The following is a 13,935-nucleotide window of genomic DNA, read 5'->3' as shown; positions in this document are numbered from 1 at the left end:
CCGGCGACTAGTCTAACCCAACGGCCACCGGACCGGGGGTGATGCTAGGATGTGCCGATGCCAGATTTGATCTGCGCCGCCAGGCGCACCGGAGACCAGGAGAGCCGCACCGAAGAGTACGAACTGCGCTTCTCGGCCGGAGAAGCCCCGCCACAGATCCTCCACGTAAAGTACCAGGCCGCCAGGGCGTACGAGATCAACGCCGCCCTCGACGCCGCGACCGAGGCCTCACGGGCCACCATCTCCGAGAACCATCCCGGCCTGCCGCAGCCGACCGACGAGGCCCTGGCCCAACTCTTTTGGCGCACCATCCAGGCCGCAAAATACGAGGGCGGCCAGACGAAGGTCTCCACGCTGGAAATTTAAAGCGGTTCGCAGTGACACTGAGCCACTGCAACCCGCGCCATCAGCTATCAGCCCGCTCCGGCTCCGCCTCCGCTCTCAGCGATCGACTTTTTTGCTCCTGGCTGAGAGCTGATCGCTGAGAGCTGACAGCTTCAACCCTGGTTCGCGGCGCGGAGAAGGTCTTCCAGCGTTACGCGTTCTTCGTAGAGGGCGGTGCCGACGATCACGCCTACCACGCCGTCGAGCCTGGACAGAGCGGCCACGTCTCCCGCGTCCCGGACGCCGCCGCTGGCGATAGTGGGTATGATGCGGGCGAGGGCGGCGGTGTCTTCGAGGGCGGCGCCCGTACCCACGCCGTCGCGGGCGACGTCGGTGTAGAGGACGGACGCGACGCCGTCTTCGGAGATCTCCTCCGCAAGCTCCAGCACGGGGACCCCGCTCGACCGCTGCCAGCCGTGGGTGGCGACCACCCCGTCGCGGGCATCGAGGGCCACGACGAGCGAAGGTCCGAGCTCCTCGACGGCCCGCAGGCGCAGCTCCCGGTCCTCCACGGCTGCCGTCCCCACGACGACGCGCGAGGCGCCCGAGCGCCGGAGCAGCGCGAGGTCATCGAGGGTTCTGATGCCGCCGCCGACCTGGAGCGGGACGCCAACGGCGCCGGAGATCCGGCCGACCAGTTCGGCCTGAACGGGACGGCCCTCTTTCGCGCCGTCGAGGTCGACGACGTGGATCGCCCCGGCCCCCCGCCGCTCCCACTCGCGGGCCCGCTCCACGGGGTCGGCGTCGTACTCCTTTGACCGGCCAAAATCCCCCTGCACGAGCCGAACACACTTGCCGCCCCGCAAATCTATCGCCGGGTAAACGGTGAAATCCATCAGAGGGTCCTCGACCAGGACAGAAAGTTCTCGTAGAGCCTCAGGCCGGCCCGGCTGCTCTTCTCGGGGTGAAACTGCACCGCCACCAGGTTCTCCCGCCCCGCCACCGCGCAGAAGCGCACCCCGTACTCCGTCTCCCCCAGAAGGTCCGCCGCCTCCGCGGGCTCGGGGTAATACGAGTGCACGAAGTAGAAGTCCTCCCCGTCGAGCCCATCCAGAACCGGGTGCTCCCGCACCAGCCGCAACTCGTTCCATCCCATATGAGGAACCTTGAGGTCCCCGGCTTCGAAGCGGCGAACGCTCCCAGGAAGCAGGCCGAGTCCCTCCGCACCGGGCGACTCCTCCGAATCGTCGAAGATCACCTGCAGCGCCACGCACACGCCGAGAAAAGGCTTACCGGAACGAAACGCCTCCCCGCAGGCAACGTCCATCCCCCTCTCCCGCAGCTTCTTCATGCAGTCCCCAAAGGCCCCGACCCCGGGCAGCACCACCACATCCGCGCCCCCCACCCGCTCCGGGTCTGACGTAAGATCCACGCGGGCACCCACCTTCTCCAACGCCCGCGTCACGGAGAGGGTGTTGCCCGCGTCGTAGTCGATGACGGCGACGTTCAACCTTTCAGCCATCAGCTATCAGCCTTCGGCTTCGGGCTTGATCCCCCGGTTCTCCTGTTCGGCAACCCGCCGAAACCGCAGCGCCCGGACAGGCCTTTGCCCGGGCGTAAGAAACCCCGGTCTAGACAGGCTCCTGGCTGACCGCTGAAAGCTGATAGCTGATAGCTAATCAACAACCCCCTTCGTCGAGGCGCTGCCGCCCGTCCGCGTCGCGATGCCCGCCCGAAGCGCGACCGCCAGCGCTTTAACCCCCGACTCCACTTTGTGGTGGGCGTTCTCGCCGTAGTGGCAGTTTACGTGGAGGGTGAAGCGGCCGTACTGGGTGAAGGCGCGCAGGAACTCCTGGAACAGCTCGGTGTCGAAGGTGCCGATCTTCTCGGGCATCGGCCCGAGGTTGCAGGTGAGGTGGCTCCTGGCGCCGAGATCGACCACTACCGTCGAGAGGGCTTCGATGAGCGGGGCGCTCGCGTCGGCGAACCGGACGAGGTTCGCGCGGTCCCCGAGCGCCTCGTCGAAGGCGCGGCCGAGCACCAGGCCCGTGTCTTCGACGGTGTGGTGGTCGTCTACCCAGGTGTCGCCCTTCGCCTCGACCGTAAGGTCCATGCCGGAGTGGTGGGCGAGCAGGTGCAGGAGGTGGTCGAGGAAACCGACGCCGGTGGCCACATCGACCCGGCCGGTACCGTCCAATTCCAGGCCGACCCTGACGAAGGTCTCGCCCGTCTTCCGCTCCGCGCTGCCCGTTCGTGACATCCCGCTCCTTCTGGTTTATCTGCCCGCCGGCATTCTAACCGACGGCTCACTTCATCCGGACGCTGACGCTCTCGGCGTGGTTCTCGAAGCCTTCCAGGCGGGCGAGGCGTTGTACGTGCGGTCCGATCTCGCCCAGCGCGTCCCTCGTGAAGTGGATGTAGTTTGTGTGCGCCACGAAGTCGCGGGTGCCGAGGGCCGAGGCCCAGGTGGCGGCGCCGCCCGAAGGCAGCGCGTGGGACGGGCCGGCGGCGTAGTCGCCGAGGGCAACGGGGCTGAAATCGCCGACGGCGACCATGCCGACGGCGTCGAGGTCCTGGAGGATCGCCTCGTGGTCCTCGGAGATCACGTGCGCGTGCTCGGGGGCGTACGCGTTGGAGATCTCGACGGCCTGCGCGTTGTTCCGTACCCTGACGAGCGTGATTAGCTCTGATGGTTCCCCGGAGAGGAGCGGCTCGACGCCGCGTATGAGCTCCTCACTCGGGGTGAGGAGCACGGCTGAGGCGCCGGAGAGGTGCTCGGCCTGGGCCATGAGGTCGCGGGCGACCCGCTCGGGGAAGGCGCCGGCGTCGGCAAGGACCATCACCTCGCTAGGCCCCTGCGGCGCGTCGATGCCGACCACGCCGAAGACCTCTAGCTTCGCCGCCGTCACGTAGTCGTTGCCGGGGCCGACTATCTTGTCCACCCGCCTAACGGTCTCGGTCCCGAACGCCAGGGCGCCGACGGCCTGCGCCCCGCCGAGGGCGTAGACCTCGTCCAGGCCGAGAAGGCCGGCGACGGCGAGCACGCTCTCGTCGGCGGTGCCGTCGGTTCCCGGCGGGGTGCAGACCCGGATCTCCCCCACCCCCGCCACCTGGGCCGGGACGGCGGACATGACGAGCGTGCTCGGGTAGGCCCCGTGCCCGCCAGGGACGTAGAGGCCCGCGCTCCTGATGGGTCGCACCCTCTGGCCCACGGTGGCGCCGTTTCTGTGCATCTCCCACCCACGCCCAAGCTCCCGCTTGTGGAACGCCCGCACGTTCTCTATCGCAAAGGCGAAGCTGTCCTTGAGTTCGGGAGAGAGGGAGTCTCTGGCGCTCTCGATCTCCTCGGCCGGCACCCGGACGTTCTCCGGGCGCACGCCGTCGAAGCGTTCGGTGTAATCGAGCAGCGCCGCGTCGCCCCCCTCGCGCACCCCCTCGACGATGCCCCTGGCGGCCCCTCGTATTCGAACGGAGAGAAAGCCGTCCGGGCGGCGCAATCTTCCGACGATCTCGGCCGCGCTCTTGCCGCGGGCGTCTATCTTCTCAACCAACGCGGTCTCCGTTTCTTTGCATGGCTTCGACCAGGGCCGCGACCTCCGGGTGCCGCAGGCGGTAGGAGCCGCGGTTGGCGATCAGGCGGGCGGTGGAGGAGGAGATCTCGTCCATGACCACAAGATCGTTCTCCCGCAACGTCGTGCCCGTCGCGGTCAGGTCGACTATGCACTCGGCGAGCCCCACGAGCGGCGCGAGCTCCACGGAGCCGTGCAACTCTATTACCTCGGCCTGCCTGCCCATCCCCTCGAAGTAGCGGCGGGCGACGTTGGGGAACTTCGTACCGACGCGGACCACTTCGGCGTGCGAGATGGCGCTCCGCACGACCTCCACGTTCTCTCGCGGCGCGGCGAGCACCATCTGGCAGGCCCCGGTCCCGAGGTCCCGAAGCTCCATCACGTTCGGCTGCTGCTCGTCGAGCACGTCCTTCCCGACGATGCCGATGTCGGCGGCCCCATGCTCCACGAATACGGGCACGTCCGATGGCCGGCTCATGATGAACTCGGCCCCCTCGGCCCGGTAGAGGAGCCTCCGCCCGTCCTCCCGCAACACCCCTACCGGCATCCCGGCAGATTCGAGGGCGGCGAGGGCGTCTTCGAAGATGGCGCCCTTTGGGACGGCGACCCGCAGACCCCTCATCGCATCACTCTCCCGGCAACGGCATCGACGGGGACGATTCCGGGTTCTTCTCCGGTTGTGGAGACGAGCTTGACGCCCTCGGGCACCGGGTATCCGACCCAGCCAGCCTCGACCGAGCGGGCGTAGTCCGCGGCCTCGGCCTGCGGCAGGTCTTCGGCCAGGTGCAGGACGGGCACACCGAACCCGCGCAAGTCACCCGCCTTCCGGGTCGCCTCTACGGAGGCGCCGACGAGGACGACGAGCGGGGCGGGTTCCCTCTCGGGAAGCACGGAGACCAGACGTTCGAGGGAGATGGCGAAGCCGGTGGCGGGCAGCGGTTCCCCGAAGCGCCGGAGAAGGTTATCGTAGCGGCCGCCGTTTGCGACGGTGAAGCCGAGGCCCGAGGCGTAGACCTCGTAGACGGCTCCCGTGTAGTAGTCGTGGCGACCGATCAGGCCGAAGTCGAGCATGACGCCGTCGAGGCAACCGACGGCCGCGAGGTGATCCAGGATCAGCCGCAAGTTCCCCAGCGCCGCCCCGGCATCCCCGCTCTCCCCCGCGTACCTCTCGGCCCGCTCCAACACGGCGCCGTCGGTGGCGGGCCCGACGAGGCGCGGTAGCTCCCTGACGGCGGCGGCGACCTCGGGCTGGAGGGTGGACGAGATCTCGTCCACCCTCACGAGGTCTTTGTCCGCGAGCGCCGCTAGCACCTCTGCCGCGACCCCGGGGACCACGCTGTTGAGATACCCCCTGTAGAACGCCGCCTGCCCGAGCACGAGAGCGAAGTCCGTACCGGGACGAAGGCCAAGGGTTCGGAGCACGTCCACGAGCACGGCGATAGTCCCCGCGTCCTCGCCCGGGCTCGCCGAGCCGACGGCCTCGACCCCGGCCTGGCGGAACTCCGCGCTCTGCCCGCGGCCGACGCCGGTGCGTCTGTAGACGGGGAGGCTATAGGAGAGCTTGTGCGGCGGCGGCATGTTGCGCAGGCGCTGGGCGACGAGGCGGGCGACCGGCGTCGTAACCTCGGGGCGCAACAGGAGCATCTGGTTGTCCGGGTCAAAAAGCTTGAAAGCCGAATCCCGGAGCTTCGGCTCCTCGATGACCTCCGAGTACTCCAACGCCGGCGTAACGATCTCCCTGAAACCGTGCAGGCGAAACCGCTTCAGCACCTCCGCCTGCACGTCCAGGAGGCGCGTGGACTCCGGGGGCAGGACGTCGCGCGTGCCCGGCGTGGTCGAGAACTTTCTTGGGGTCTTCTCTCTCATCCGGAGGCTATCTTAACCGATACAAGAGGCCGTTCACGGCCAGCCGCGCGCACGATGCTACGATGCATTGCCGCCGGCGAATATACGAAGGAGAAGTTTGGAAGAACGGGACCCGCAGAAGAAGATCGAGGGCATGACCCGCATCGTGCTCCGCCCGCTGGCCAGCCCCCTGCCGCTGGCGTTCTTCGCCTTCGGTGCCGGGTCGCTAATGCTGAGCGGTTTGCAGCTGGGCATCATACCCACGTCAGAGACCCGGAGCCTCGCGCTCGTCCAGATCGGCTTCATCTTCCCGCCGCTGGCGCTGGCCTCCGTGCTCGCCTTTCTCTCCCGGGAGACGCTCGGAGCCACCATCATGGCCCTCATCTCCTTCTCCTGGCTCGCCAACGGCCTGATCGACCTGACCGCGCCACCGAACTCGACCAACGCCACCCAGGGCCTGCTCGCCGTCTCGCTGGCCGTCATCCTGCTCCTCGTCGGCGCGGGCGCCCTCCTGGGCAAGCCCCTCCTCGGCCTGGTCATAGTCCTCGCCTCGGCCCGCTTCGCAACGAGCGGCCTCTACGAGCTCACCGCGGCCACCGCCTTGCAGACCGCCTCCGGCGTCCTCGGCTGCGTGATAGCCGCCATAGCCCTCTACGGCGGCCTCGCCCTGGGCCTCGAAGACCTCCAGGGCAAGACCGTCCTCCCCATCGGCCGCCGCGGCGCGGCCCGTCGCGCCTTCGAGGGCGACCTCGGCGAGCAGGTGGGGCCCATCGAATCCGAAGCAGGCGTGCGGAAACAGCTTTAAGGTCGCGCCCCAATACCGCCACCCGGTAGACTAAAAGAGTCGCAGGCGTAGGAGAGGGGATGGCGTGATCGAGGTCTTCGGCAGGACGAACTCCCTCAACGTGCAGAAGGTGCTTTGGTGCCTGGGCGAGTTGGGGGTGCCGTTCGAGCGGTACGACATGGGCGGCCTTTACGGGGGCAACAAGGAACCGGGCTTTCTTGCCCGAAACCCGACCGGGCTCGTGCCGCTCATCTCGGACGACGGCTTCGACCTCTGGGAGTCGAACACGATCGTCAGGTACCTGGCCGGCCGATACGGGGCGGGGCTCCTGTGGCCTGAAGACCCGGAGGCCCGCGCCCTCTCGGACAAGTGGATGGACTACCAGCTGGGCACGGTCTTTCCGGCCTTCAAGGACGCGGTGCTCGGCCTGATCCGGTCCGCCCCGGAGAACCGAGACCCGGACAAGATAGCCGCCTCGGTCAGAGCCACCGCCGACACCCTGCACGTACTCGACACCCACCTCGAAGGCCGCGAGTTCGTAGCCGGCGACTCGCCGACCATCGGCGACGTCGCCCTCGGGCCCACGATCTACCGCTACCTCACCCTCGATATAGACCGCCCGGCCCTGCCGAACCTCGAAGCCTGGCACGACCGACTCTCCGAACGCCCGGCGTACCGCGAGCACGTGATGGTGTCGTATCGAATGGAGAGCCTCTGAGCGGTCCGCTACGCGAACCGCGCTTTCAGCTGTCAGCTGACAGCTCTCTACTCGAAGACGACCGTACGATTCCCGTCGACGAGGATGCGGTCTTCGAGGTGCAGGCGGACGGACCTGGCGAGGACGCGGCGTTCGACCTCGCGGCCCAACCTCACCAGGTCGTCCACCGTGTCGCGGTGGGAGACGTGGGCGACGTCCTGGTGAATTATTGGGCCCGCGTCGAGCTCCTCGCTGACGTAGTGGGCGGTCGCCCCTATCGTCTTTACGCCCCGCTCGTGCGCCCTGCGGTAGGGATCGGCGCCGGCGAAGGCCGGCAGGAAAGAGTGGTGGATGTTTATGAGCCTGTCCCTGTAGGCGTCCACGAATTTGGGTGTGAGGATCTGCATGTACCGGGCCAGCACGACGAGGTCCACTTCGTTCTCGGAGAGCAGGTCCAGGACGCGCGATTCCTGCTCGGCCTTCGTCTCTTTCGTCACGGGGAGATGGTGGAAGGGGATGCCGTGGGCCTCGACGCGCGGAGCGAGGTCCGGATGGTTCGAGACGACGAGCGGTATCTCGGCGTCGAGTTCTCCTGCGTCCCAGCGCCAGAGGAGGTCCGTCAGGCAGTGGTCGTAGCGGGAGACGAGGATCGCCATTTTCTTCGGGGTGTCGGTGTGGCTGACGTGCCAGTCCATGCCGTGACGGCGGGCGAGGGGGCGGAAGGCGCCGGCGAACTCGTCGCGGGAGAGACCGAAGCCTTCGCCCTCTATTTCCAGGCGCATAAAAAAGGTCGCCTCGTCGCTCACGTACTGGTCGGCCGAGAGGATGTTGCCGTCGTGCATCGAGATAAAGGAGGAGAGGGCCGAGATCAGGCCCTTCCTGTCGGGGCAGGAGACGGTGAGACGCAAGTTGGAAGACAACGTCGCCCTAGCGGTCCCGGATCTGGGTTACCGACGAGTCGATAAAGATGTCGAGTATCCAGTCAGCGGCGATCCTGGCCCGGCTCTGCGGGCTCTCCAGCTTGTAGAGATACGTCGCCCGCCAGAACAGCGAGGCTATGAGGCCGCTGAACTTGACGTTCATCACCTGGTTGACGGCGAAGTCACTGCCGATCTCGACGAGCTGACCTACCGGCTTGTAGTCGAAGGGCTCGGGCTCGCCGCCGTCTATTGCCGAGACGACGTTTCTTGCGACCACCTTACCCTCCTGCGTGGCCGCCTGGGCGTTCGGCGGGACGGGCGTGCCGTCCTTCTCGACGGTGGCGGCGCAGTCCCCTATCCCCCACACGTTCTCGTGGCCCTCCACCCGCATAAAGGCGTCGGTCTTCAGGCCCTTTCGCTCGTCCGAGGGGAGGTCCAGGTCGTCCAGCTTCTCGCTCGCGCGGGCGCCGGCCGTCCAGATTGCGTTCTGCGTCGGGATCTCGTTCCCATCCGAGAGGATCACCCTGTCGGCCTTGATCTCCCTGGCCTTGACCTTCGTGATGACGCTGATGTCCAGGTCCGCGAGCTTCTTGCGCGCCGTGCGCCTCAGCGCCGGGTCGAGCTCTTTGAGGATCATCTCGTTGCTGTCTACGAGCACTATCTTGACCCTGTGGGGGTTTATGTTCGGGTAGTCGGGCGTCAGGACGTCGTGGACGAGGCCGTGCAGCTCGGCGGCGACCTCGACGCCCGTGGCGCCGCCCCCGATCACCACGAACGTCAGTTGCGAGTCGGGGACGTCCCCGCGGGCGAGCGTCGCCTCCTCGTAGCGCTCTATTACCCTGTTTCGGATCTCCTCCGCGGCCCGTATTCCCTTGATGCTTATGGCGTGGTCCTCGACGCCGGGGATGCCGAAGTACGCCGGCTCGGCCCCCAAAGCCACGATCAGGTGCTCGTAGGGGAACTCCCTTCCGCCGGCCGTGACGCATTGCTTCTCCAGGTCTACGCCCTCGACCTCGGCGCGGCGGAAGCTTGCGCCGTCCCGGATCAGAGCCCGCCGCAAGGGCTGCGCGACGTTCTTGGTGTCGATGTCGCTGCTGATGCACCCGGCGAGCATGGGCCAGAAGGTGAAGAAGTTCTCCCGCGAGATGACCATCACCCCAACGTCGTCCCTGCGCCGGGTCATCTTGCACAGGCTCTTGGCCGCCGTGTAGCCGGCGAACCCGCCGCCGAGGATGAGGATGCGGTTGGGGAAGTCGCGGTACGGCGCCCGCTCCCACGGCTCGTAGCGTTGGCCGTTGCCCGAGAAGACGACGCGCCTGAGCGTCTCCGCCGCGACGGCCCCGCCCAACGCCGTGAGCGCCCCTCTTGCGAACCGGTTCAACCCACGCCTCCCTCTTGCACACTCACCGACCAATCCCGGACATACTAATGCGCCCCGCACCCGAATGGAAACGAATCGACGGCCTTGACGGGACGCCGTCCCTGCACTACGTTCCCTCCCCATGAACCTGGATAAACGCACCAGATCGCTGGTCGACTACCTCGCCGCCGCCGCGGACCTCGACTCGGCGGCCTCCGTCCTCCACTGGGACCACCAGACCTACATGCCGCCCGGCGGCGTCGGTTCCCGGGCCGAGGCCCTCGCGACCCTGAGCCGCCTCTCCCACGACATCACCGCCTCGAACGAGACCGCCCGCCTGATCGACGCCGCGGGCGACCCGGAACCGGGCTCGGACGCCGAGGCCGTGGTGCGCCTCGCCCGCCGCGAGCACGAACGCGCCACCAAGCTCCCCTCCAGGCTGGTGGCGGAGACCTCGCGCGCCACCACCATCGCGGAGCCGGCCTGGAGACGGGCGCGGGCCGACCAAGATTTCAGGGCACTGGTCCCACACCTGCGGAACATCCTGGATTTGCAGCGGGAGATTGCCGAATGCCTCGGTTACGAGGATCATCCCTACGACGCGCTCCTCGACCGCTACGAGCCCGGCGCCAAAAAGGCCCGCCTGGAGCCGATCTTCGACGAACTCAAACGCGGAACGGCCGACATGGTGCGCGCAGTCGCCGCTGTTTCGGACGACCGGACGGCCCCGCTCCGCGGCGCGTTCGACGAGGGACGGCAGGAGGCTTTCGGCCGATCAATCGCATCCGCGTTCGGCTACGACTGGGGGCGTGGGCGGCAGGACCGGGCGCCCCACCCGTTTTGCATAAACTTCGGCGGGCCGGGAGACGTGCGTATAACCACCCGCTACGACCCCGCCTGCCTCTCCCCGGCACTCTTCGCAACCCTGCACGAAGCAGGCCATGCCCTCTACGAGCAGGGCGTCGACCCGACTTACACGCGCACGCCCCTCTCGGGCGGCGTCTCTTTGGGCATCCACGAGTCGCAGTCGCGCCTGTGGGAGAACGTCGTCGGTCGCTCGCGCCCCTTCTGGAACCACTTCTACCCGCGCCTGCAGGAGGCCTTCCCCGAGGCGTTGGGAGGGACGTCGCCCGAAGACTTCTACCGGGCGATCAACGCGGCGTCGCCGTCGGAGATCCGCGTAGAGGCCGACGAGCTTACGTACAACCTGCACGTCGTCTTGCGCTTCGAGCTCGAAGTCGCCCTCGTCGAAGGCAGCCTAGCCGTCCCCGACCTCCCCGAAGCCTGGAACGCGAAGATGGAAGAGCACCTGGGTATCACCCCGAAAGACGACGCCAGCGGCGTCCTCCAGGACGACCACTGGGCAATCGGCTACTTCGGCTACTTCCCAACCTACACCTTGGGCAACATCCTCTCCGTGCAACTCTTCGAAACAGCCCTGAAAGAACACCCCGGCATCCCGGCCCAGATGGAACGCGGCGAATTCACCTCGCTCCTCGCCTGGCTCCGCGAAAACATCCACCGCCACGGTAAGAAACACGACCCCGAAGCCCTCGTCGAAAAAGCGACCGGCCGCCCCCCCGACACGACCCCGTACCTCAATTACCTCAGGGAGAAGTTCGGCGCGCTATACGATTTTTAGCTTATAGCTTTCAGCGGTCAGCTTTCAGCTAAAAATCGTAATAGAAGGAACCCGGGGGCGAACGCTTGGCGGCCAGTCTTTGGAGAATTTTGTCTAGAGCCGGGTCAACGGTCCTGGGAAAATGCCACCAGACGAGAAGCTGACGGCCGATAGCTAATAGCTGACAGCTATTCCAACACCCATGTGTCTTTGGAGCTTCCGCCGGCGCTGGAGTTGACGACGCGGGTGCCCGGACGGGCGACGCGGGTGAGGCCGCCGGGCATTACGTGGTCGAGGGCCGGGAGCACGAAGGCGCGCAGGTCTACGAAGGCTTCGTCTGGTTCGTTTTCGCCGTCGTGGGTTATGTGGGTCGAAAAGTCCAGGAATTCCTGGGCGACGAAGGCGGTGGGGTCTTTCTTTACGCGGCGGACGGCCTCTTCGAGGTCTTCGCGGCTGGCTTCGGGGCCCACGAGCATTCCCTGGGCGCCGTAACCCTCGCGGGGTTTCAGGACGAGCTCCGGCAGGCGGTCGAGGACCTCCGTCCGGCCGTCTTCTTCGATCAGGGAGTAGGTGGGGGCGTTCTGCAGGACCGGCTTCTCGCCGAGGTAGCGCTCGACCATGGCCGGCACGAACGGGAAGACCGCCTTGTCGTCGGCGACCCCCGCCCCGAAGGAGTTGGCGAAGCCTATCTTGCCGTTCAGGTAGACGTTTTTCATCTCGGGCAGGTCCGTGTCCACGTAGTCCTCGTCGAAGCGGCGGTACATCGCGTCCAGGCGCCGGCCCTCGGGGCGGGTCCTGACCTCGCCGCCCTTCACGAAGCAGTCGGAGAGGGTGAGAAGCGGGACGCCGCAGGAACGCGCGATCCTCTCGTGCTCGAAGAACGCCGAGTCCCGCTCGCCCCGGGTGACGACCGCCACGTGGGGCTCGTCCACGTCCGGCGGGGCTGCCGCGAGGAGCGTCGCCCGCAGCCGGGAGTAGTACGCGAAGATCCCGGCCACCCCGTAGCCCTCGAAGAGCTCGGGCAGAACCTCCATCCCGACCCGGCGGATTACGTCGGAGTAGGCTATGCCGCTCGGCACGCGGGCGTTGTCTTCGAGGACCACGTACTCGCCGGGTTTCACGTGTACGACGTCGGGGCCGTAGACGTGGACGGGGTGCTCTCCGGGGAACGCGTGGGGCCTGTAGAAGACGCTGTCCCGGAGGACCTCGTCCGGCACCACGTCCTGTTTGCCGCCGTAGACCTCGCGCAGCCAGGCGTTGATGGCGCGGCCGCGCTGGGAGAGACCGGCCTGTAAGGTCTGCCAGTGTTCTGGGGGGATGATGCGGGGTATCCAGTCGACCGGGAAGATCCTGCCGGAGTTATCAGGGTCGTCTGGCAGGACGAAGGTCGCCCCCTCTTCCCGCAGCCGCCCGTTGGCCCGCGAGATCCTGGCCGCCAACTCCCCTTCGTTCAAAGACCCGATCGCCCCCATCAAGGGCCCGTAGTGCGTCCGCACCCGGCCGTCCTTCTCGAAAACCTCGTTGAAGAAGTCGGGCTCGAGCGCGGGCAGTTTCGTTCCGGTCCCGGTCGGGGCCGATTCGTCGTGGATCAACTCGCGGCTCCGTCCGTGTGTCGGGTTCTCTCCTTACCGCTCACCGCGCCAGAATACGTCACCCGCCGCGAACATGTAATGGGCCACCGGTACAAATATTCGGCGGCTAACGCAAGCGCCTGATCGCGCCGTAACCGATCGCGAGCGCACAAGCCCCCGCTAGAAGCGCTACCAGCACCAGCGTGTTCGGGGAGACGCCGCCGGTATCTGGCACGGGCGAGGCAACGCCAGAGGCGCTCGCGGATGGACTGGTGGATGCCGAGGCGGGGGCGGCTCCGTCGGAGATCTGAATGCCGGAGACGGTGAAGGGCAGCTCCGCCTGCGTGCCGCTCTCTCTCGCGTCGAACTGGGAGTTCACGACCAGCAACCGACCTTCGTACGCGGCGATGGTGGTCGGGTACATGAGGGAGTCGTCCGTAAAGCCTTCGCCCGCCGTCCCGCTGGAGTAGTCCGGGGAGAGCTCAACGGGCACTATTACCTCGTTCTGGTTGCGCACGACGTAGAGGGTGCGACCCAGGAGCAGGAGGCCATCGCCGTTCGTAAGGTCCGCGCCGCCGGTGTCGATCTCGACGACCTCCTTGCTTTGCGTGCCGATTCTGAAGAGTTGCCCGCTGAGGGACTTGACGGTTATGAGGTAGCGGCCGTCCGGAGTGGCCGCTATGCCGTTGAGGTTGAAGCCCTCCTCGTACTCGAGGGGTGTCCCTTCGAAGTTCAGGAAGGTCTCCTGGCTGTAGCCGCCGGAGCCGTCCGGAAACACGCGGTACAGTTCGGGGTTCATCGAATCGGTAAAGAAGGCGGAGCCGTCGGGGGTGAGCGCAACGTCGTTTACGAAGGTCGTCTCCGCGCCGTTCTCGAATCGGTCCAGGAGCTCGCCCGTTTCGGTGTCGTAGACGAACATCCTGCCCGTGTCGCCACCGGAGACGAACAGCCGTCCCGCGGAGTCCACCTTCATCCCGATCGCGGTCGAGCGTCCGTCGGCGCCCGGTTCGAGGAACGTCTCGGCTTCGGTACCAGGCTCCCCGACGTTGCCCCGGAAGACCGCGCCGTCCGTCGTGCTGCCGACGAAGAAGTCTCCCGTCGCCGGCTGGTATGCCACGCCCTCGGGGTACACCTCGTCGCCGGGAAGCGGGAAAGCCTGTGCGGTCCCAGTCTGGGCCGATGCCGCGCCGGCCGCGCACAGGGCGACCATGGCAAGCGCGAGCAGGAGCTTGATGTCGGACAAG

The 13,935-nt window shown here is 67.1% G+C and carries 14 protein-coding genes; 4 read left to right on the top strand and 10 right to left on the bottom strand.

The window, feature by feature from the left end; all coding sequences use genetic code 11:
• Positions 1-57: 57 nt before the first annotated feature.
• A complete protein-coding gene (locus tag GBA63_RS08485; protein WP_166175207.1) occupies positions 58-366 on the top strand; it encodes a hypothetical protein in 309 nt (102 codons plus the stop codon).
• A 131-nt stretch (positions 367-497) separates the two neighbouring features.
• On the opposite strand, the gene hisA is transcribed toward GBA63_RS08485, so the two are convergent.
• The 6 genes from hisA to hisZ form a co-directional block, all read right to left on the bottom strand.
• Positions 498-1,220: a 1-(5-phosphoribosyl)-5-[(5-phosphoribosylamino)methylideneamino]imidazole-4-carboxamide isomerase gene (gene hisA / locus GBA63_RS08480; protein WP_166175205.1), complete on the bottom strand. Its 723-nt coding sequence runs from the start codon at positions 1,218-1,220 to the stop codon at positions 498-500.
• Complete coding sequence (gene hisH, locus GBA63_RS08475) at positions 1,220-1,846, bottom strand: imidazole glycerol phosphate synthase subunit HisH (RefSeq protein WP_166175203.1); 627 nt, start codon at positions 1,844-1,846, stop codon at positions 1,220-1,222. Before hisH ends, hisA begins: the two co-directional genes overlap by 1 nt.
• A gap of 153 nt (positions 1,847-1,999) precedes the next feature.
• Positions 2,000-2,584 (bottom strand): imidazoleglycerol-phosphate dehydratase HisB, encoded by a 585-nt coding sequence (gene hisB, locus GBA63_RS08470; protein WP_166175201.1) that lies wholly within the window; start codon positions 2,582-2,584, stop codon positions 2,000-2,002.
• A 46-nt stretch (positions 2,585-2,630) separates the two neighbouring features.
• Positions 2,631-3,875, bottom strand: coding sequence for a histidinol dehydrogenase (gene hisD / locus GBA63_RS08465; protein WP_166175199.1), 1,245 nt, complete (start codon positions 3,873-3,875; stop codon positions 2,631-2,633).
• Entirely contained in the window at positions 3,868-4,515 is a 648-nt protein-coding gene (gene hisG, locus GBA63_RS08460; protein WP_166175197.1) for an ATP phosphoribosyltransferase, read from the bottom strand. Before hisG ends, hisD begins: the two co-directional genes overlap by 8 nt.
• Positions 4,512-5,759 carry an ATP phosphoribosyltransferase regulatory subunit gene (hisZ, locus tag GBA63_RS08455; RefSeq protein ID WP_166175195.1) on the bottom strand — a complete coding sequence of 416 codons (1,248 nt, stop codon included), beginning with the start codon at positions 5,757-5,759 and terminating at the stop codon, positions 4,512-4,514. The genes hisG and hisZ overlap by 4 nt, the downstream gene beginning before the upstream one ends.
• Positions 5,760-5,856: 97 nt before the next feature.
• On the opposite strand from hisZ, the gene GBA63_RS08450 reads away from it, so the two are divergent.
• Together GBA63_RS08450 and GBA63_RS08445 are read left to right on the top strand one after the other, a co-directional pair.
• Positions 5,857-6,543: an acetate uptake transporter family protein gene (locus tag GBA63_RS08450; RefSeq protein ID WP_166175193.1), complete on the top strand. Its 687-nt coding sequence runs from the start codon at positions 5,857-5,859 to the stop codon at positions 6,541-6,543.
• A 64-nt stretch (positions 6,544-6,607) separates the two neighbouring features.
• Positions 6,608-7,240 (top strand): glutathione S-transferase family protein, encoded by a 633-nt coding sequence (locus GBA63_RS08445; protein WP_166175191.1) that lies wholly within the window; start codon positions 6,608-6,610, stop codon positions 7,238-7,240.
• A 47-nt stretch (positions 7,241-7,287) separates the two neighbouring features.
• Here GBA63_RS08445 and purU read toward each other — a convergent pair whose 3' ends face one another.
• Together purU and GBA63_RS08435 are read right to left on the bottom strand one after the other, a co-directional pair.
• The gene (gene purU / locus GBA63_RS08440) at positions 7,288-8,139 is read right to left on the bottom strand and encodes a formyltetrahydrofolate deformylase (protein ID WP_166175189.1); all 852 of its coding nucleotides are present in this window, start codon (positions 8,137-8,139) and stop codon (positions 7,288-7,290) included.
• Between the two features lie 7 nt (positions 8,140-8,146).
• Positions 8,147-9,520 carry an NAD(P)/FAD-dependent oxidoreductase gene (locus tag GBA63_RS08435; protein WP_228282377.1) on the bottom strand — a complete coding sequence of 458 codons (1,374 nt, stop codon included), beginning with the start codon at positions 9,518-9,520 and terminating at the stop codon, positions 8,147-8,149.
• A gap of 121 nt (positions 9,521-9,641) precedes the next feature.
• On the opposite strand from GBA63_RS08435, the gene GBA63_RS08430 reads away from it, so the two are divergent.
• The gene (locus GBA63_RS08430) at positions 9,642-11,141 is read left to right on the top strand and encodes a carboxypeptidase M32 (protein ID WP_166175185.1); all 1,500 of its coding nucleotides are present in this window, start codon (positions 9,642-9,644) and stop codon (positions 11,139-11,141) included.
• Between the two features lie 167 nt (positions 11,142-11,308).
• Here GBA63_RS08430 and GBA63_RS08425 read toward each other — a convergent pair whose 3' ends face one another.
• On the bottom strand, positions 11,309-12,712 hold the full coding sequence (locus GBA63_RS08425; RefSeq protein WP_166175183.1) for a circularly permuted type 2 ATP-grasp protein: 1,404 nt from the start codon (positions 12,710-12,712) through the stop codon (positions 11,309-11,311).
• Between the two features lie 106 nt (positions 12,713-12,818).
• The gene (locus tag GBA63_RS08420) at positions 12,819-13,934 is read right to left on the bottom strand and encodes an SMP-30/gluconolactonase/LRE family protein (RefSeq protein ID WP_166175181.1); all 1,116 of its coding nucleotides are present in this window, start codon (positions 13,932-13,934) and stop codon (positions 12,819-12,821) included.
• Position 13,935 lies beyond the last annotated feature (1 nt).

The organism is Rubrobacter tropicus (assembly GCF_011492945.1).
Lineage (GTDB): Bacteria > Actinomycetota > Rubrobacteria > Rubrobacterales > Rubrobacteraceae > Rubrobacter_D > Rubrobacter_D tropicus.
The sequence above is the reverse complement of the archived record's forward strand: the minus strand, read 5'-3'. Positions and strand labels throughout refer to the sequence as shown.

Excerpts from the sequence above, each read along its gene's own strand:
- hisA (WP_166175205.1), bottom strand. The coding sequence starts at position 1,220 with ATGGATTTCACCGTTTACCCGGCGATAGATTTGCGGGGCGGCAAGTGT.
- hisG (WP_166175197.1), bottom strand. The coding sequence starts at position 4,515 with ATGAGGGGTCTGCGGGTCGCCGTCCCAAAGGGCGCCATCTTCGAAGAC.
- hisH (WP_166175203.1), bottom strand. The coding sequence starts at position 1,846 with ATGGCTGAAAGGTTGAACGTCGCCGTCATCGACTACGACGCGGGCAAC.
- hisB (WP_166175201.1), bottom strand. The coding sequence starts at position 2,584 with ATGTCACGAACGGGCAGCGCGGAGCGGAAGACGGGCGAGACCTTCGTC.
- GBA63_RS08485 (WP_166175207.1), top strand. The coding sequence starts at position 58 with ATGCCAGATTTGATCTGCGCCGCCAGGCGCACCGGAGACCAGGAGAGC.
- GBA63_RS08430 (WP_166175185.1), top strand. The coding sequence starts at position 9,642 with ATGAACCTGGATAAACGCACCAGATCGCTGGTCGACTACCTCGCCGCC.
- hisZ (WP_166175195.1), bottom strand. The coding sequence starts at position 5,759 with ATGAGAGAGAAGACCCCAAGAAAGTTCTCGACCACGCCGGGCACGCGC.